Consider the following 18,403-nt stretch of genomic DNA (forward strand, 5'->3'; position numbering starts at 1 on the left):
CTAGAAAGGGGGAATCCATTTGTTTTATCACATAAAAGAATTACAGTATAATGCAAAACCAGAACGTCCAGACCCTGTCTATGCAAAAAAATTACAAGAAATATTAGGTGGGCAATTTGGCGAAATGAGTGTCATGATTCAATATCTCTTCCAAGGATGGAACTGCCGTGGAGAGCAAAAATATAGAGATATGCTATTGGATATAGGTACTGAGGAAATTGCCCATGTCGAGATGATTGCAACTATGATTGCTCAGCTTCTAGATGGGGCACCAGTAAAAGATCAAGAAGAAGCTGCTAAAGATCCTGTAATTGAAGCTGTATTGGGTGGTATGAATCCTCAACATGTAATTGTTTCAGGCTTAGGAGCTACACCTACTGATAGTGTAGGATACCCTTGGAATGCTCGTTACACGATTGCAAGTGGAAATCTTCTTGCAGATTTCCGAGCAAACTTAAATGCTGAATCCCAAGGCCGCTTACAAGTTGTTCGTCTGTATGAATCGACAACTGACCCTGGTGTTAGAGATATGCTTTCCTTCCTCATTGCTCGGGACACGATGCACCAAAATCAATGGATGGCAGCCATTGAAGAATTAGAACAAAATCAAAAAGCAATTGTTCCATCCACGTTCCCTCAGGAACTAGAAAAACAAGAAGTTTCCTACTCCTTCATGAACTTCTCAAAAGGTGAAGAAAGTGCAAAAGGGCGTTGGGCGAGTGGGCCAACTCTAGATGGACAGGCAAACTTTGAATATATCGCTAACCCAGAAGCAATGGGGCAGATTCCAAACTTAAATCCTTCTCCTGCTTACATTCATGGAAGTCCAATTCCTGGACAGATTCCTCCTGGAGTCCAAAACTCTAAATATGATCAGCAACCACCTTTAAGTCATTAAGTAAAAGGGCCACACTACAATCGAGTGTGGCCCTTTAGCTGATAGGATTTGTTCCCAATTCTTCATCGTTCTCATTGGCTGCCATTTGGGATAAGAAGTCATCCAATTCTTCATTCGTCAATGTCTCAAAGCGTCCATCTGCAAAGAATAGTTGAGTTTGATTAGGATTAATTCTGTTTAATTGAAAACTCATAAGAATCTCCTTTCTTCTTCCTCTTCATCGACTGAATCTCTACTTATAAACTTGTAACCTTCATTCACTCAGTATTTAACTTTATCATCTACATGTTAGGGGGATTTTATTCTTGCATTTCAAATTGTTCATAAAATTGAAAAATTTAATGAGCTATTTTTTCAGGAAAACCAACTCACTATAGTAGCTTACACATTTTTCAGGCAACCACTTCTTTGTAAATGGGTGTTCATCCATATAAGAATATAATTTGGCAGGATACTCAAACCCCTTATCTTCTACACCTGAATCTTTCTTTGGTTGTAAGACTATTTGCTTTTGAATTTTATATTTTTGCCATTTTAAAAAGGTTTGCACAATAGTTTCAAACCTATTCCTTTCAAATGTTTTGGTCTTCATATCTATTGCTGAAAAAGCAATACAGATATGATCCCTTTTAAACCTTCCAGTTTGTATTAATCTTTTTAGAGCTTCTATTTCTTGATAGGACATAACAGATAAAGATTTTGGAAATATAAATACATTTTGTCCTTCTGTATTTAATTCTTGTAATTCAGTTAGATTCGTCCATATCCATGATAGTGAGTTTACAGGTACTCCATTATGGTCGGTCCAAAGGTTTGGTTCTATCCCTGTATAAAAAAACGGACCCTTACCTTCCTCCTCAATGAGGGCATAAAAAGCATCGTAGTCTATTGCGCTACCATTCCTAAAGGACATAATACTTATTGGTTCTTTTATAAAAGCTGAATCTAACATGCGCTTTACTAATAAGGAATATTCATGCAAATAAGCAGGATAATGCTTTAGTAAAAATAATTTCTGTTCTAACAGAGGATCTTTATGGCAGTCTTCCATTCTTTTGTCTGTTATTTGTTTTTGTACTTCGCTCCAAATAGTGGTCAATTTATTTGCAATTAAAGCTCTCATCTCTCCAACTCCCCATTAACAGTAATGCAAATCATAATATTATATGACTGTGAGAGACAGCTATGTTAGCAGCCATTAAACAGGTGACCTGAGCTTAGACCACATTAAAAGTGCCCCGTGATATATATTCACGGGGCACCCCTTTTCTATTTTTTATTGGTGAGTTCCAAATAAAGATTTCGAACCACATACATTTTATAAAGTTCGATTCTCTTTCGTTCAGTTGGGTGTCTATTAACGCCTAAGTCTTTTAGTTTTTGAACATACCAACCCTTGGAACCTGGATAAGCCACTTACATTCTCCTCTCTATTTGTGTGTGTCTTACAAATATATGCACGAGATAAAGAATCATGACTCCACTTTTTATAACTCAAACCTCTTTAAAATTGGTATCCCAATCTGATTTAAAAGCTGAGATAGAAATTTCCACACCCACTGTTTATTTTGCGGCAAGTGTTTCGTGTAAACAGCAGAGAATTCGAAAGTATTAATTGCACCACGATTACGCTTAAATGACCCCGCCCCGGCACTCCTATGAAGAACCATATGTTTCTCCAATGATTGTTGAGTTAACATAACGGAACAAAGCTTATAAAGACCTTCCTCTTTGCCTAAAGCTGTATCGTACCCGAGAATGGGAGTTGTCATCGTTCCATCTCTATAAAAGAATCCCACTGCTCCATAGATTGTCCCATACTTTTTCAAGACCTTAAATTCCAATATACGATTCTTCCATGCATTGATAAAAAACTCAGTAGTGAATTGAGGATTTAAGTAGGAGTATTTTTCCAAATACAACAAATTGTACAGCTCTCTCACCCTTATTAAATCATCTAACGATAAATCTTCATGCTCGACCACCGTATATCCACTGTTTTGTAAAAACTGGATATCTTGCTTTATGTTTTTTCGGTGTCTTTTATTAAGAGTTCCGTATTCTTCAGGATTAAATATATAAATTGAGCGGCTTAGAATAAATTGAAACTGAAGATCCTTAAGATCCCCCATCATATCTTTATGAAAATAACCCGTCAATGACCGGAACAAAACAGCATGATTTGGAAACTTTTCTACAAGAAAATCAGCCATCGTCTTTAACGTTTCTTTATTAAGCTGATGATGAAGATTTGTACTTAAGAGCCAATTGTTAACGATAATAACTTGATCAAGTATACCTTTTCTTAACATGATACCGATGGTCTGAAGAGCTGCTTTTAAAACATTTTCTAAGAAAGGTGAATTTAATTCTCTAAGCTCCTCTATCGTGTAACGGATATACTGTGTATAGGGTGAAGCCACATAGGATTGGTTTTCATAGGGGATTGGGACTGTAATTGGAAAAATAAAATCATCCAATTCTAATAAATACAGTTCCACTCTTACATTTCCAAAATAGTAGGTGCTCCCCTCTTCAAACATTTTTTCAAAAAACGCCTTAATATAGAGACCATCTACTTTGCTAGCCCAATTTATATCATTTAAATCACTTCTTTGGTATAAGCGAATGTTACTCAATTACAAATGGTCTCCTCTCAATTCTTCTGAGTTTTACACCTTTTACTTGTTCAGCATATGAAACAAAGTGAATTTCTGGCTTTGACACACTAAAGGATTCACATAAATGATGAATGGATTCTTCCACTTGTTTCTGTTCGTTATATCCCTTTTCCCATTTAATTTGAATTTCTAACAGCTGAGGAGATGATTGAATGACCCGATATTCGCTTATATAGTCAGAGCTCTCCATCATGGCACGCCTAAAAAAGTCAGGGAAAATCGGTCTTAATTCCTCATCTTCCATTTTCCTCAAATAGAAAACATCATCGGTTCGCCCCTCTATTCTATCAATGGCTAAGAATGGAGAACCACACGGGCAACTTTCTTTTCTCTCAATTAAAATATCATTTAGGTGATAACGAATAATAGGTTGACTCGTTCTAGAAAAATCAGTAATGATGGGGGTAAATCTCCATTCATCCTCATCCACGTATTCTTTTTGAACTGCTATAATATCTTCATTCATATGAAGTGTCCCATGTTCACATGATGCCCCTAAAAATCCCTCGGTACATTGATAGACTTGATGAACCTTTTGATTAAAAGCCTTTGAAATAATATTTTTATCAATGTCTTCAAGTACTTCTGCAACAGATATCACCTTTATGGGATCTATCTCTAATTTCCCTGCTAGCTTAGTTTCTGCCAAAAACCTTAGCATAGAAGGTGGAGCTACTAAAATGGTCGGCTCATATTGATTTAATCGATCTACATGATTCCCAAAATCATCCATTAAATCGAAAAAGGAAAACTGAATTTTTTTAGATTTTGTTGTTGTATACAGGTTACTGTTCGCTCTTAGAAAAAAGGCAATCCGATGATTGGTTAATAGACCACCTGGTAGAAGCTTCGCTAACACAACTCCTGCCCATCGAAACCGTTCTCTTGGGGAAACAATAAATAATCCTCGGTTCCCAGAAGTTCCTGAAGATAAACCAATCGTTATTCCATTTATCGTCGGAGAAAACTCTCTATCTTTTTCTGCCCTGAATGCAATTTGAAATGCCTCATCCTTTTGAATGCCTACCGTATTTAGTTCGTCAAAATACTGCATCATCATTTCTTTATTTATTGTCGGTAGGGTGGTCCAGTTTTTTATAGAAAAAGATGAAAAATATTTCTTGTAGAAGTCTGAATGAGACAAGACAAACTTCAAGTGTCTTTGTATTTTCTTTTGTTGAAATTTATCAAGCCGTTCTCTCGTATGAAACCTACGAAAGTATTTTTGAGTTATATATTCTTTTAGTACGGTAGGGATGCTCATAATTCTTCCTCCCAAATTTCAGTACAATGAGTAGGAATGATACGGATTTCAGGATTTAGACGATGTAACCTATATAATTTATCTAAGTTGTCCTGGTAACTTTTTATGTCTGGCATGATAATATTTGCTAATCGATGTGGATATATTTTCTCTCGATAAGCTTTACTCTGCCAACATGCATCTGCACAAAGAAGTACGTCTCCCCGCTTCTCATCATGTAGAAACAACCCAAGTTGACCGGTAGCATGTCCTGTTAAATCAATACAAATTAAGCTACCGTCACCGAATAGATCCCATCCTTCTTGGAAGGGTGCAAATTTTTCGTTCAACTTCACCATTTGTTGATCATCAATAAAGACTGCTCTTTCTTCAAAGTCAGATGGGATTAAATCAGGTAAATACCCATTTCTGACCGCTTGAAACCTTTTTTTATCTTTTACATATTCATAGCCTTTTCTTGAACAGATGATTCTAGAATTAGGAAAATCTTTTAGCCCTCCAACATGATCACCGTGAAAGTGCGATATAAAAACTGAAGCTATTTCATCTGGGTGAATCTGTATGGATAATAACTGCTCTTTAATACTTTCACTAGGATTAAAAAATACAGGTGTTACTTTTGGGTAAATGGAGTAAGGAAATTTCTCACAAGCTTTGAAAAAGTGACTTGCATAGCCAGTATCAAAGAGAATATATCCTTTTTGCGGATGGGAAATTAAACCTACTAACGCAGGGAATTTCACCTTGCGAAAAGAACCGTCCTTAACCGCAATTTTTTCTGGGTGTACACAATAACCTGTCTTAAAAAGCGAAAGTTTAACCTTCCCCAAAGCTAATCCCTCCTATTCTGACTCAGGTTCCACCACTCAACAAATCGATCCATTCCTTCATTAATCGAAATAGCTGGTTTATAACCAAGATCGGTCTTTGCTGCATCAATGTTTAGTGTTTGATTTTTAGCCAATACGCTGACAGAGTATTTCGTAAGTACTGGTTCTTTTCCAAATAAAATCGTCTTTGAAAGCCACTCCATGGCCGTAGCAATTCCCATCGCTTTACGATAGGAAATTTCCTTTTTCTGAAGTGGCTGTTCTAGCTTATGAAATAAAGTTTCCAAAACATCTTTGAATAGAATTCTTTCACCATTCGTAATATTATACTTTTTTCCTAGTGTCCCCTCATGAGAAGTCATACATAGTAGAAGGGCATCTACGACATTTTCAATATAGGTAATGTCCATCATGACCCTTCCACCATTAATGAAGGGCACAAACCTTTTTTCATTCGCTAAAATTAATCTTGGTATGATCGTTGTATCTTCTGGACCAAAAAGAGCTCTCGGTCTGATTGTGATAACCGGTAACCCCTCTTGAAATGATTGGTCTACTTCTCTCTCCGCTAAGTATTTCGTTTCGGCATAGGAATTGACGAATCGACTTGGCAAAGGATCCGATTCTTTAACATCTAGACGATCATCAAAGTGAAAGTAAATGCTTGGAGTAGAAACATAAATCAACCTCTTCACTCCAGCTTTTTTGCAACCTGAGATTATATTTTTGGTTCCGGTAACATTCGTACGGTAAAAGTCCTCATACTTTCCCCAAGGTGAGGATAGGGCTCCGCAGTGAAAGACGTATTCTTGATTCGCACACGCCTTTTCGATGAATGGTTGATCAGATAAATCACCTTGTGAAAAGAATATCCCTTCATTCGTTAATTGCTGACCGACTACTACGTTCCTTCCTATAATGGTGACACGATGCCCAGCTTTTATTAACCTTCGGGCAAGGGCTTTCCCTAAAAAGCCTGTTCCCCCTGTTACAAGTATGTTCATTCGTCCTCACCATTCCATTCAATATCGTGTGTTGATGCCTCGAGTGGGGTTACATTTAATTTTCTACTGAGCCTTAAGATTGAAAAGTATGAGCGAAATTGATAGAGGAAAGGCATACTATCTTTTTTCGACCACACGACATCCTTCGAATGAAAGAAGTCTTTTAACCACTGCCGCTTATTCTTTTTTTGCCAACCATAAATAAGCATGGCTAAACCAATCATTTCCCTCTTTTGGCTGTCTGGATTTTCTTCCTTCGCTTCTACAATCGCCGATGGGAGGGACTTACCATTAAAAAGGTGAACTCCACTTGTTGCTCTTGGGTTACACTCAATTGGATAGATTTGTCCATCCTCTTTTTCAATAAAATCAAAGGAAAACTGTCCCTCCGCATTCGAATCTTCAAAGTAGTTTGTCACCCAATTTCTGATTCCTTCATGATCAACCGATTTAAATAAGATAGATGCCCCGTTCCCAGCCGTATAATTGGCATCATACACTACATGTGCTTTAATAGAGCCTTGATGTATGACCGAATAACTACATAGAAATCTTCCCGTGATTCTTTCCTGTACGACATAGGGTACTTTCGATGAAACAGGTACTTCCTTCACGTGTTGTGAATCAGAATAGATGACCTTTGATGCAAAGCGAGAGTAAACCGGCTTCATGACGGCTGCGCCGACAAGCTGAAGTGCCTGAGTTAATTCTTCTTTATTCTTGACTAAGTACGTTGTAGGTACTTGTAATCCCTTATCAGAAGCACTTTTAATAAAAGTATATTTATTATGTAGAGAAAGCAAAAAAGGGAGCTCAGAGCAGAACACATGACACAAGTTCGATAGCTCCTCTTTTCCCTTTGCAATATATAGGACTTCCTCACAGGTTGGAATGAGTAGGTTAATTTTTTGCTTAAGAATAATCCCCTTTAAATCTGCTAAAAATCGATCATAATTCTCTACTGGGCTTGTTATAGTAAAAAAGCCTTTTATACAATTACTAGCTTTGCAAAGCGATTGCGGAAAACTGTCTGCAACATAGATATGGTAGCCAGCAGCTGAGAAATAACGTGCCAAGTCAAGGGTGACAGGAGCCCTACCTCCAGTAAGAAGAACGGTCTTAATGGTTTTGCCTGTAAGCCCCGTTTCATTAGTACTCAAAAATCATTCCTCCAATAGATAAGCCCGCGGAAGTTCCTATAAGCATAACACGATCTCCACGCTGGATTTTACCTGATTCAATCGTTTCATGTAAGGCAATTGGAATCGAAGACGCAATCGTATTTCCATATTCCTTAATGTTGTTGATAAAAGCATGATCCGGAATATTAAGCTTTTTCTGTAGTATTCTCATTGCCATTCCACTCGCTTGATGTGGGACAACAGCTTTTAAATCGTTCATACCTATACTTGTATTTTCAAGTAGTTTATCCATAAACGAAGGAAGAAGCTTTGATGAAAGACGGAAAATTAACCGGCCATTCATTGAAAACAAAAACCGATCTTCAGTCTCTTCATTATGCTCTCTTGGATGAAACTTTGTACCTCCTCCTGAAATTTCAGAGTAAAATGCACCCGCACTATATGTTTCCATATGAGAAGTTATCACTTTAGAACTCTCATTTTCTGGTGTTCTTTGAACGACTACAGCTGCTGCACCATCCCCGAATAGAATACTACTCTCTTTATGTTTATAGTTTAATCCGACCGAAGAAATCTCAGAGGTGACAACTAGTACTGTCTGGAAACGACCAGCATCAATTAGATAGGACACTAAATCCAGGGCTTTTACAAAGCTTAAGCATGTCGTATTCACATCAAAACAAGGAATACCGGACATTTCAAGACCGAGCTGGTTTTGAATCAAAGCAGCATTACAAGGAATTGGCTGCTCCATTGTCCCACTTCCTGAGACGATACAATCAATATCCTTGAGCGAAATCCCAGCTTTCTTTACAGCATCTTTTGCGGCTTGTGCTCCCATATAAGAAGCAGTCTCATCGGTGACATAATACCTGGTTTCAACCCCTGATTTATCAAAGGTCCAACCAGAAGGAAGCGATAGTTTTTGATCAAGCTCATAAGATTTTACCACTCTTGATGGTGTGTACATACCAGTACCTATTATTTTCATGTTGCGGTGCATACGTATTCTCCTCATCCGTTATATCAATCTAATTGAATAGTAATCTATATTCTTTCGTAATAGTTATAAGCCACTTGATTTACTGGAACTGGGCTTTAAGCTTAATTCATCTCCAATTCTACTTATGTTCATTATTGTATGTGAATTGTGCTTTTGAGACTATGTTTTTTTTACTATATTAGGAAGTTTTATCTCCTTCCCATTATTCTAAATAACTTTTTCAAACAAACAGTTAATAATTTTGCATAAACAAAAATAAGATGATATATGTCCAAGCTATTCAAAGAAAGGGGTTGATAAAAATATTTTTGTTAGAGGAAGCAGTTTGGTATGACCTTGGTATATCCATAGGGATTCTACTAGCTTTTTTAATATTAAGAAAAGCGATTACAACCTCCTTATTCAAGATCATTCTAACGTTTACAACGAATAAAAAAATTAATGTAGCATCCACTATACTAACCGCATTTGAAAAACCTGTTAGATGGCTATTTGTAATATTAGGACTACAACTAACACTTTTGTATTTTCCTTTTGAAATCATGTCTTCAGAATTAGAGAGAAACGTATTTAGAACCATGTTTATTGTGATTATCGGATGGGGCCTTCTTAACCTTAGCTCTGTAACAACCCTCCTTTTTCCTAAACTGATGAAGAAACTAGATATCAACATTGATAAGATCGTCGTTCCATTTGTAACGAAAATTTTAAAAACAATTATCGTTCTTTTAGCATCTAGTATGATAGCAGAGGAATGGAGTTTTAACGTTAACGGCTTTATCGCAGGTCTTGGACTAGGCGGCTTGGCTTTTGCACTTGCTGCAAAAGAAACAGTGAGTAATTTATTCGGAGGAGTTGTCATCGTTACTGAAAAACCATTCACGATTGGAGATTGGGTAAAGACACCAAGCGTTGAAGGTATAATCGAGGACATTACTTTTAGAAGCACAAAGGTAAGGACTTTTGATCAGGCACTTGTAACGGTTCCTAATTCTACCCTTGCAAATGAACCCATTATTAATTGGTCTAAAATGGGAAAGAGGCAAATATCGTTTCATTTAGGCGTCACGTACTCTACTCCTAAACGTAAACTCGAGAGATTGGTCAAAGAAATAGAAAGCATGCTAAAGAATCATCATAGTGTTCATAACGATACAATTATTGTTAATTTCGATCGCTTTAACGATTCTAGCTTAGACATCTTTCTTTATTTTTTCACCACTTTAACCGGCTATAATGATTATTTAAAAATACGAGAAGACATTAATTTTCGGATCTTAACGATTTTAGAAAATGAAGGTGTTGAAATCGCATTTCCTACTCGAACACTTCTATTGCAACCAGATCAAGTCGAGTTATCACAAGAAAAAGAACCTTTTAAAGTAGCATCCAATTCGTAAAGCCTAATATTTAGGCTTTCAGATTGTCGACAAAAGGCATTTAATGATGCCTTTTGTCTTTTTTTAATTTAATTTGCAACGAAAATGATTGATTTCCGCTCCAGGCGCTTGCTTTCCGGGGGGCAGGCGGTGAGCCTCCTCATCGCTTTCGCTCTTGCGGGGTCTCACCTGTCCCGCTACTCCCCCAGGAGTCAAGCGCCTTCCGCTTCAATCAATCTAAGTTTAACGTCCTAATCAACTTTCCATGTCTAAGTTGCTAGTTTTTTTAAGTTCATGGTTACAAGCGTAAGCAGCGCCTACATGAACAATTTCTTTAGACCTTGTAAGGTTCTCCATAGCATTCCGAACCCCAAAATAATGTCATATTTGTTTCGATTGTCTGGCCCATAGAAAGAATACGTATTGTTTGAATATCATTTTAAACATTATATCTGGATTAATGGACGACAGAGATCAGAATATAGGTTTTCACCCCTGGGAAAAATGAACGACAAAATCAATGGTTGATTCTATCTTACTTACAAAATGATAATCAGGAACTAGCTGGTCAATTTTGTTCGCGTACTTTTGGTTATTTTTTGTCATCATAGTATGTCACCCCTAAATAATAACAGATTACTAGTTGGTTGGAGCGAAGGGCGACGACTCCTGCGGGAATAGTGCGAAACTTAAGACCCCGCAGGGAGCAGAGCGACTGAGGAGGCTCAAGTCGCACCCCGCGGAAAGCGTTCGCCCGTAGCGTAAATCAACGGTTACCAAGAGATAATTTTATTATCATAGAAAAAAGACTGTAGACAAGCTCGAAATTTTCGAGTTTGTCTACAGTCTGAAAGCCTAATATTTAGGCTTTTTTTATTTGTACGTCTCTAAACCCTTATCCAATCGTTTCCTGAAAAAATTAATGACATTAAGTCAGTATTCCCATTGAAGAATGTGTTATAATTCTTTTCGTTATCCGAAATGAAGAAAATGAGGTTATTAGATGATACAAACTTTTCAAAGAAGGGATAAGATTAAACAGCTTTTATATATTTTACTCCCTATACTTGTGACACAACTAGGAATGTTTTCAATGAACTTTTTCGACACTACGATGTCAGGACAGTTCAGTCCGATTGATTTAGCTGGGGTGGCAATTGGCTCATCTCTATGGGTTCCAATATTCACGGGTCTTAGCGGGATATTACTTGCAATTACCCCAATTATTGCTCAACTGGTAGGTGGAAAGAAAGAAAATGAAGTTTCTTATAATGTGGTTCAAGGTACCTACTTATCTCTAATAATGGCTATTCTCATTGTTATTATAGGTGGACTATTCTTAAATCCTGTCCTAAATGGAATGCAGCTCGAGGAAGATGTCCAGAGAATCGCTCATGATTATCTTGTCGCCCTGAGTTTAGGAATCATTCCACTGTTTGTATATAATGTTTTACGATCTTTTATTGATGCATTAGGGAAAACGCGAGTTTCAATGTTCATTACACTTACAGCCCTTCCGATTAACGTATTATTCAATTATCTCCTTATCTTTGGAAAATTTGGATTTCCAAAGTTAGGGGGAGTTGGTGCTGGTTATGCTTCTGCTACTACATACTGGTTGATTTGTGGGATCTCCGTATATATCGTCATGAAGCATTTACCGTTCTCAAACTTTAAAATTTACAGAGTGCTATTTCCAGTCTCTATTAAAAAATGGAAAGAGATTTTACTTATTGGTGTACCAATTGGGTTAGCCATCTTCTTTGAGACTAGTATATTTGCAGCTGTTACCCTATTGATGAGTAATTTTGATACAGCAACGATCGCCTCCCATCAGGCGGCACTTAATTTTGCCTCATTCTTATATATGATTCCATTAAGCATATCAATGGCTCTTACCATCGTTGTAGGCTTTGAGGTTGGTGCAAAACGGTACAAGGATGCGAAGGAATATAGTTGGATTGGGGTTACAATGGCCGTATTCCTAGCCTTTGCATGTGGTGTTATCTTACTGTTTTTCCGGAAAGAGATTGCCGGAATTTACACAACTGATCAACAAGTTCTTGAATTAACGGCTCATTTCTTACTGTACGCACTATTTTTCCAACTTTCAGATGCTATTGCAGCACCCATTCAGGGAGCCTTACGTGGGTATAAGGATGTTAATGCGACCTTCATTATGTCTCTTGTCTCCTACTGGGTGATTGGACTTCCACTTGGATATTACCTAGCCAACTTTACTGAATGGGGAGCATTCGGATATTGGATTGGGTTGATTTCTGGTCTAGCAGCAGGTGCTATTTGCTTGAGCGGTAGGCTTATTTATATTCAGAAAAAGAAGTATCGCTTTACTGGGGAGAATGAATCTTTTTAATATGATACAAAACGGTAGACTAGGCCAGTCTACCGTTTTTCTATCTTAATATAGCTACTTGCCGGTAGATACCAGGAAGGAATGGACGATTGCAGTTGTTGATGGTCCTCTAGGATTTGGTCTACCCTAACTTCCATGTCATCTACTAAATGAGGGGTAACTTTATACGACCATACCATTGCAGACGTGACGATCATTGCAGCATAAAGAGTGTATAAATGCCAAAACTCCTCTCCAGGATCCCCATCAAAATAACCATGTATCTGCCCATTTGAGAAGGGGATGGAAATATTTCTAGTAAAAAGAGCTATTTTGTGAAAATCATGAATAGGATCTGCCCACTCAAATCGATTGAAGTCAATGACACCGGCAAAAGTGTTGTTGTGTATGATTAGATTAGCAGGATGAAAATCATCATGTGTAAGAGCACTAGGTCTACCTTCTAATCTAAAAAGATGATCCTGAATATATTTCACAACAAATTGATACTTATCATAATATTTTTTTATATCATACAAAGCTGCTTCATATCTCTCATTCTTTCTAGTCTTGAATATTTGCCAAGACTCTGTAGGGGGATTTGGTTTAACACTATGTATTCCCCGTAAAACTTTTCCTGCCTGCAATCCACAGTGATATTGTATATCTTCACTTAACGAGGGGAGAATTTCTTCTCCATCTATTCCTTCAACATACGTTAGAAGGACTGCTACTTTTTTCTCCTTTTCCATGAATGCAACATCTACCGGCCTAGTCATTGGGATACCTGTAGTGCTTACCAATTTTAGAATTTCATAGTGTTCCAATACACCCTGTTTCTTTTCTAAATCATCTATTCTTAATAAAAACTTTACACCTTCGTGATTGGAGATGATATATTTGTCTTCTCCTGAAAATCCCTTTTCTATTTTCTCCTCCATTTTCAATGGTCCGAGTGAGTGAAAATAAGCATTAATCACTTCGTTTGTAAGCATAGGAGACCTCCCTAAAACATTATGTTAGAGAAATTCTATGTATAATATAAAAGTCCTCTATTTTTAATTTTTCTTGACAAAAAGTACCCGCTCCCAATCTTTAGAGATTGTAGCGGGTATGATTAGTAGTATTTAAATTCTATTGAAGTAGCTTCATGGGCAACAGGGTAGCTAATTCTAGGGTCTTACTCCATTATTTCTATCCTTTCAGCAGTAGCTTTCATAGGCATTGATTCCATCATGTTGCCATTGGTTTTCACTAAAACTTTTGTCCCTTTTGCAAGCTTCCTTTTATCATTATGACGTACAGAAATGAGGTTTAGTTGGTAAGTTTCCATCCATTCCTGATGACTGTAATCTTTTAATAATTCATAATCAAACTTATTAAGATTTTCTGCAATTAGTATTTCCTCTTCACTTACATCCACTATATAGCCTTGTATATATACGTCCTGAACGCTCCCTGGTTCTAATTCGGAAGCTTTTATCATGTACTCAGCCATATCCGTTAATTTATTTCCTTTATCACTTGTTTCACATGCAGACCATTTAAATTCTTTGCTCCCGCCATTTATTTTTACCAAGAGATGATATTTCATATAATCCTCTGCATCACAGTCAGTTTTTAGAGGAGCTTCTTCGTCAAGGTAATTTGCTAGTACCAATCTTTTAAAAATCTTTTGTTTTACTTTATGGGGCAAATCAAAATCTGATACATGGAGCGTTTCTTTTACATTTAATATCTTTGTCATTTCCTTCTCAATGGTATTAATATCATTTTCTAAATCTATTCCGTATTTTAATTGTACTTCAAATAAATCTTGTCTCGACAAATCATACTCTACGTAGAGAATTCGATCCATCTTAAAATTGGATTTATCACAATCTGTCACAATATAAGATAGTGAAACAGGTGTTTCTTCTTTTATAAAGTTTTGGCAGGTAAATGTTTGAATCCCACCACTTCCATACGAATCCTTCGTGTAATCATGTTTAACAGTATAAACATCTTCCTCATACGAGAGGTCTGTATAGATAGGATCACCTTCAGTCGTATAATGAGTAATTTTAATATGTGACTTTTCTTTATTTTCAGTACTATCTAGAAAGCCCTCCATATTCTCAAGACCTTCCACACTCCCATGAATATTTACCACATCACCCGTTACATGGGTATTTCCCACCTTTGTCTCACCTTGACATGCTGCTAAAAGCAGACACATTAAACTAGCTAAAATAAAGATTAAATGCTTTCGCATTTTCTCCCCCTCCTAAACACCCTTTATATAATGTGACGGAAAAAATACAAAAAAGTTCCAGAATATGACCTGGAACTTACAGACTGTAGAATTAGTGAACCTCCGACACTACTGTTGAAGTATTCCATATAGAGGAAGCAAATTGCATTTTTAGACTAAAAACTCCTTTACACGTTTATTCACATATTCAGGAGTTTCCATATTCATTAAATGACCAGCACCTTCTACCATTTCTACAGTAATATTAGTTGATGTTTTGACGCGGGTATATGCTTCCATAGGGTTATACATCACTTCTTCTTCACCAAGTAATAGAAGTATGGGGGTCTTTAATTTTTGTAATTCGTTATCAGTAAATACATAAGGGAAACCATTCTCTTTTGGAGTTGCTTTCTTGTTTGTATCGGTCCACATCATCGCCGACACCATCTGTTCTAAAATAAGCGAATGGACAGTATAACGATTTCCAAAAATCCATTGGAAGAATTTTTCAACACCCTCTCTATTATTTACCATCCCAAAAGCATAGTTAAAGAAAATAGGATCAAATGGAATAAATGTTGCTGCAGGACTCATTAACACTACTTTCTTCACTCTTTCAGGAAAATACATAAGAAAGTTAACGGTATTTAATGCTCCATATGATAATCCTACTATATCTGCCTTCTCAATATTAAGCTTATTAAATACTTCCTCAAGCCATATCGCGTAACTTGCACGCTCTGAAATATCTACAATAGAATTACTCTTATTTTTATCTCCCATTAAATCAATACAAATGACCCTAAAGTTTTTACTCCAATCTACTATATTTGGGTACCACATTGTTGAGCTCATGCTAGCCCCATGAAGTAACACTAGTGGTGGCATTGCTTCATCACCACTCTCGATAATATGTGTATCTCCAAAATTAGTTTTAACAAAATATGATTTGTACGGAACTGGCCAAAGTGTTAAGCTCTTTTCATATGCGTTCATATAGTTTATGCTTTGTTCTGAAATGTTTGGTGTGTTCATAGTTAAACAATCCCCTTTATTTAGTATATTCCGAAAGAAATATTAATCCTCAGAACCAATTTAACTTGTTAACTTTACTATTTTTATACCTCAGGTTTTCCTATCTATTATCATTATACTTTCAGGCAGAGCTACAAAAAGGATATATATATTGAGGTTTTGTCCCTTTTATAACAATAGCCACTAAAAAAGCAACAGAAATATTTCTGCTACTTTTTATCTACTTTATTCGATTTCAATATATTTAAGATACCTATCTGCTGACTTTATTACTGAGCCTTTTCCATCTTCTAAAATACTTTTACCAAATGCATCATATAACCTATTAAACTCATATTTAATTATCATACCCCTAATATTTTTTATAACATTAGGCGATAGCGGAATTCGATTTGGATAACTATACATGAAGCTAACCCATCCAGAATCTGGAACCATAAGTATCGTATCTCCTACTAATAAAACACCCTCTGGATTTGTATCTGATTTCCACAATAAAACAGAACTTCCCTTAAAATGCCCACCAAGATTAATAAGTTCAATACTTGAGTTTATGCGTAAACTTTTCTCTTTCCAGAAAACATAGTGATCACTTTTTCTAGTCGTCCATTCTTGATCTGATTCGTGAATGTAAATAGGACAGTTAAAGATTTCGGCCCATTCACAAATCGCACTATAATAATGTGGATGAGAGATGGCTATTGCTTTAAGTCCACCCATGTCTTGAATTCTCTGTACCGTATCTTCATCTATATAAGTAATACAATCCCATAGGACATTTCCCTCAGGTGTCTTCATTAAGTATGCTGTTTGACCGATACCAACTTGTGGCTTCGTTTTAATAGCAATTAAATTAGGTTCAACCTCAACAAATTCATTTGTATAACCATCTTGTTTTAAGTTATGGAGTGTCGTCCACTTCTGTCCTGTTGAAGGGACATACTGTCTATCATCCATACATATTTTACATTCTAACGGGTTATCTTCAGTTGCATCATATTGGACACCACAAGTCGAGCAAATATAGTTATTCATAGGTTATATCCTCCCAAAAATTTTGATTATAGTCATCATTCGTATCTATTCATATTTTTAATAAACCTTATAGGTCCTCCCGGTTTGTCCACCCTCTACACTCTTTCTGTAAGCCTGTGCAACTCTATCAGCTGCAACTGGTTCAAATCCCGGGAAGAATGGTCCGTATTTTTCAATTGATTCTTTTAACACATTCGGACTCACCTCATTTATTCGAATTCCACGTGGCATTTCTTGAGCAGAAGATTGAACAAATGCTCTAACTGCACCACTTGCCATTGCAGCTGACACTCCACCAATAATCGGATCATCAACGATTACTCCAGTGGTTAATGTAAAACTTCCAAAATCATTTACATGATTAAGACCTAGTAGTACCAAGTTTACTTGTCCTTTTAATTTACTATCTATTGAAATCTCATTTTTCTCAGGAGTTAGTTCTGCTAATGACCCAAAATGGGTAGCTCCCGCAACACTAATGACTGCATCGACTCTTCCAACATTTTGATACATAGCTTTAATGCTATTAGGAGAAGTGATATCAACATAGTAGTCAGTATCATTTCTCCCTGCCGAGATTAAATCATGTTGAGCTAATTCGAGCGTTTCGCTTACAGCCTTTCCTATCGTTCCTGTTGCACCAATAATAAGTATTTTCATGTTCACTTACTCCTCCAGTCCATTCTATAGTTAGGCTATTTTGCTAACTTTTAATGTTATTGAGTTCTCTCGAATACTCCCGCAAATCCCTACGATCTTCATCATTCTCAATCCTACTTTCCTTAGAACCATACGTTTTATAGTATTAATATACTTTTCAAGAAACCTCATAAAAAGGGTATACTGTTTTAAATATTGTCCTCTTTTAGAACTACACGGGTTAACTATATAACTACTAAATCCTCTCTTAACTGGTCTTGAATAAACTGCAATTGCTTTGCCACAATGAATCTACGAGATTTAATATTTTGATGCAATGTTCCTGTGCCAACTAAAGTTATAATAGTGGAATTAATAATCAGTTCGGTCGATTGTTCTGGAGAAAACTCGCCTTCTTCGATTCCTTTTTCTATCAGTTCAAATAAATATTGATACATATTCTCATAATCATTAGAAGTTAACTGGTTTAGTTTTGTTTTCCCAAACTCGATATGATTCTGGATAAATTCTATAATCTTATTCCAATTGGGATATTGACCAAAAACTACTTCCATTTTATATACCTCCCCTTTCTATCAATTATTAAAAGATTGTTAAACCTGAACAACTAACTGCACCATAATTCCAAAGTACGATTATTATGCTCTCCTTCTAAGTAGATAAATAAGATATTTATATTATGTTCTCCGTTTAGGGTTAAAAAAAGGGAACACTTTTTATTAGATTGACCCCTTTTCAAGATCAATATCACACCACATTAATAAAGAGTCCTCACTATTATTTTTTTCTAATTTGGTAAAAATAACTATTATAGAATATAATATTCTATTATTCTCCATTTTTTAGAACGATTATTTTTTATTCCTTTTAAATAGAAGGTGAT

Annotated in this window: 18 protein-coding genes; 3 read left to right on the forward strand and 15 right to left on the reverse strand. The window is 36.3% G+C overall.

Annotated features, from left to right (window positions below):
* The first annotated feature begins 19 nt into the window (after positions 1-19).
* Positions 20-898 carry a manganese catalase family protein gene (locus ACFYKX_RS15655; RefSeq protein ID WP_389362001.1) on the forward strand — a complete coding sequence of 293 codons (879 nt, stop codon included), beginning with the start codon at positions 20-22 and terminating at the stop codon, positions 896-898.
* 34 nt (positions 899-932) lie between these two features.
* On the opposite strand, the gene ACFYKX_RS15660 is transcribed toward ACFYKX_RS15655, so the two are convergent.
* From ACFYKX_RS15660 to ACFYKX_RS15700, 9 genes are all read right to left on the reverse strand, one after another.
* Positions 933-1,091, reverse strand: a complete 159-nt coding sequence (locus tag ACFYKX_RS15660) for a hypothetical protein (RefSeq protein WP_389362002.1) — start codon at positions 1,089-1,091, stop codon at positions 933-935.
* Between the two features lie 153 nt (positions 1,092-1,244).
* Positions 1,245-2,021: a hypothetical protein gene (locus ACFYKX_RS15665; RefSeq protein ID WP_389362003.1), complete on the reverse strand. Its 777-nt coding sequence runs from the start codon at positions 2,019-2,021 to the stop codon at positions 1,245-1,247.
* 146 nt (positions 2,022-2,167) lie between these two features.
* Positions 2,168-2,314 (reverse strand): DUF2639 domain-containing protein, encoded by a 147-nt coding sequence (locus tag ACFYKX_RS15670; protein ID WP_389362004.1) that lies wholly within the window; start codon positions 2,312-2,314, stop codon positions 2,168-2,170.
* Between the two features lie 71 nt (positions 2,315-2,385).
* Positions 2,386-3,537, reverse strand: coding sequence for a hypothetical protein (locus tag ACFYKX_RS15675; RefSeq protein ID WP_389362005.1), 1,152 nt, complete (start codon positions 3,535-3,537; stop codon positions 2,386-2,388).
* A complete protein-coding gene (locus tag ACFYKX_RS15680) occupies positions 3,530-4,843 on the reverse strand; it encodes a F390 synthetase-related protein (protein ID WP_389362006.1) in 1,314 nt (437 codons plus the stop codon). The genes ACFYKX_RS15675 and ACFYKX_RS15680 overlap by 8 nt, the downstream gene beginning before the upstream one ends.
* Entirely contained in the window at positions 4,840-5,673 is an 834-nt protein-coding gene (locus ACFYKX_RS15685) for an MBL fold metallo-hydrolase (RefSeq protein WP_389362007.1), read from the reverse strand. Before ACFYKX_RS15685 ends, ACFYKX_RS15680 begins: the two co-directional genes overlap by 4 nt.
* A gap of 2 nt (positions 5,674-5,675) precedes the next feature.
* The gene (locus tag ACFYKX_RS15690; protein WP_389362008.1) at positions 5,676-6,677 is read right to left on the reverse strand and encodes an NAD-dependent epimerase/dehydratase family protein; all 1,002 of its coding nucleotides are present in this window, start codon (positions 6,675-6,677) and stop codon (positions 5,676-5,678) included.
* Complete coding sequence (locus ACFYKX_RS15695; protein WP_389362009.1) at positions 6,674-7,837, reverse strand: ATP-grasp domain-containing protein; 1,164 nt, start codon at positions 7,835-7,837, stop codon at positions 6,674-6,676. The genes ACFYKX_RS15690 and ACFYKX_RS15695 overlap by 4 nt, the downstream gene beginning before the upstream one ends.
* Positions 7,827-8,822, reverse strand: a complete 996-nt coding sequence (locus ACFYKX_RS15700) for a beta-ketoacyl-ACP synthase III (protein WP_389362010.1) — start codon at positions 8,820-8,822, stop codon at positions 7,827-7,829. The genes ACFYKX_RS15695 and ACFYKX_RS15700 overlap by 11 nt, the downstream gene beginning before the upstream one ends.
* Positions 8,823-9,115: 293 nt before the next feature.
* On the opposite strand from ACFYKX_RS15700, the gene ACFYKX_RS15705 reads away from it, so the two are divergent.
* Positions 9,116-10,222 (forward strand): mechanosensitive ion channel family protein, encoded by a 1,107-nt coding sequence (locus tag ACFYKX_RS15705; protein ID WP_389362011.1) that lies wholly within the window; start codon positions 9,116-9,118, stop codon positions 10,220-10,222.
* 982 nt (positions 10,223-11,204) lie between these two features.
* A complete protein-coding gene (locus tag ACFYKX_RS15710) occupies positions 11,205-12,575 on the forward strand; it encodes an MATE family efflux transporter (protein WP_389362012.1) in 1,371 nt (456 codons plus the stop codon).
* Positions 12,576-12,604: 29 nt separating this feature from the next.
* Here the strand turns inward: ACFYKX_RS15710 and ACFYKX_RS15715 are convergent, their stop codons facing one another.
* The 6 genes from ACFYKX_RS15715 to ACFYKX_RS15740 all read right to left on the reverse strand — a co-directional run bounded on the left by ACFYKX_RS15715 (position 12,605) and on the right by ACFYKX_RS15740 (position 18,074).
* Complete coding sequence (locus tag ACFYKX_RS15715; protein WP_389362013.1) at positions 12,605-13,549, reverse strand: aminoglycoside phosphotransferase family protein; 945 nt, start codon at positions 13,547-13,549, stop codon at positions 12,605-12,607.
* Between the two features lie 185 nt (positions 13,550-13,734).
* A complete protein-coding gene (locus ACFYKX_RS15720; protein ID WP_389362014.1) occupies positions 13,735-14,808 on the reverse strand; it encodes a DUF4362 domain-containing protein in 1,074 nt (357 codons plus the stop codon).
* A 150-nt stretch (positions 14,809-14,958) separates the two neighbouring features.
* Complete coding sequence (locus ACFYKX_RS15725) at positions 14,959-15,825, reverse strand: alpha/beta fold hydrolase (protein ID WP_389362015.1); 867 nt, start codon at positions 15,823-15,825, stop codon at positions 14,959-14,961.
* 225 nt (positions 15,826-16,050) lie between these two features.
* Entirely contained in the window at positions 16,051-16,860 is an 810-nt protein-coding gene (locus ACFYKX_RS15730; RefSeq protein WP_389362016.1) for a hypothetical protein, read from the reverse strand.
* Between the two features lie 57 nt (positions 16,861-16,917).
* Complete coding sequence (locus tag ACFYKX_RS15735) at positions 16,918-17,520, reverse strand: short chain dehydrogenase (RefSeq protein WP_389362017.1); 603 nt, start codon at positions 17,518-17,520, stop codon at positions 16,918-16,920.
* A 224-nt stretch (positions 17,521-17,744) separates the two neighbouring features.
* Positions 17,745-18,074: a hypothetical protein gene (locus ACFYKX_RS15740; protein ID WP_389362018.1), complete on the reverse strand. Its 330-nt coding sequence runs from the start codon at positions 18,072-18,074 to the stop codon at positions 17,745-17,747.
* Positions 18,075-18,403: the final 329 nt, after the last annotated feature.

Origin of the sequence: Cytobacillus spartinae (assembly GCF_042865285.1) — a bacterium.
GTDB classification, from domain to species: domain Bacteria; phylum Bacillota; class Bacilli; order Bacillales; family Cytobacillaceae; genus Robertmurraya_A; species Robertmurraya_A spartinae.

What these genes read in the sequence shown, in the direction of transcription:
- ACFYKX_RS15660 (WP_389362002.1), bottom strand. Translation starts at nt 1,091, where the DNA reads ATGAGTTTTCAATTAAACAGAATTAATCCTAATCAAACTCAACTATTC.
- ACFYKX_RS15665 (WP_389362003.1), bottom strand. Translation starts at nt 2,021, where the DNA reads ATGAGAGCTTTAATTGCAAATAAATTGACCACTATTTGGAGCGAAGTA.
- ACFYKX_RS15680 (WP_389362006.1), bottom strand. Translation starts at nt 4,843, where the DNA reads ATGAGCATCCCTACCGTACTAAAAGAATATATAACTCAAAAATACTTT.
- ACFYKX_RS15690 (WP_389362008.1), bottom strand. Translation starts at nt 6,677, where the DNA reads ATGAACATACTTGTAACAGGGGGAACAGGCTTTTTAGGGAAAGCCCTT.
- ACFYKX_RS15700 (WP_389362010.1), bottom strand. Translation starts at nt 8,822, where the DNA reads ATGCACCGCAACATGAAAATAATAGGTACTGGTATGTACACACCATCA.
- ACFYKX_RS15710 (WP_389362012.1), top strand. Translation starts at nt 11,205, where the DNA reads ATGATACAAACTTTTCAAAGAAGGGATAAGATTAAACAGCTTTTATAT.
- ACFYKX_RS15715 (WP_389362013.1), bottom strand. Translation starts at nt 13,549, where the DNA reads ATGCTTACAAACGAAGTGATTAATGCTTATTTTCACTCACTCGGACCA.
- ACFYKX_RS15720 (WP_389362014.1), bottom strand. Translation starts at nt 14,808, where the DNA reads ATGCGAAAGCATTTAATCTTTATTTTAGCTAGTTTAATGTGTCTGCTT.
- ACFYKX_RS15725 (WP_389362015.1), bottom strand. Translation starts at nt 15,825, where the DNA reads ATGAACACACCAAACATTTCAGAACAAAGCATAAACTATATGAACGCA.
- ACFYKX_RS15730 (WP_389362016.1), bottom strand. Translation starts at nt 16,860, where the DNA reads ATGAATAACTATATTTGCTCGACTTGTGGTGTCCAATATGATGCAACT.
- ACFYKX_RS15735 (WP_389362017.1), bottom strand. Translation starts at nt 17,520, where the DNA reads ATGAAAATACTTATTATTGGTGCAACAGGAACGATAGGAAAGGCTGTA.
- ACFYKX_RS15740 (WP_389362018.1), bottom strand. Translation starts at nt 18,074, where the DNA reads ATGGAAGTAGTTTTTGGTCAATATCCCAATTGGAATAAGATTATAGAA.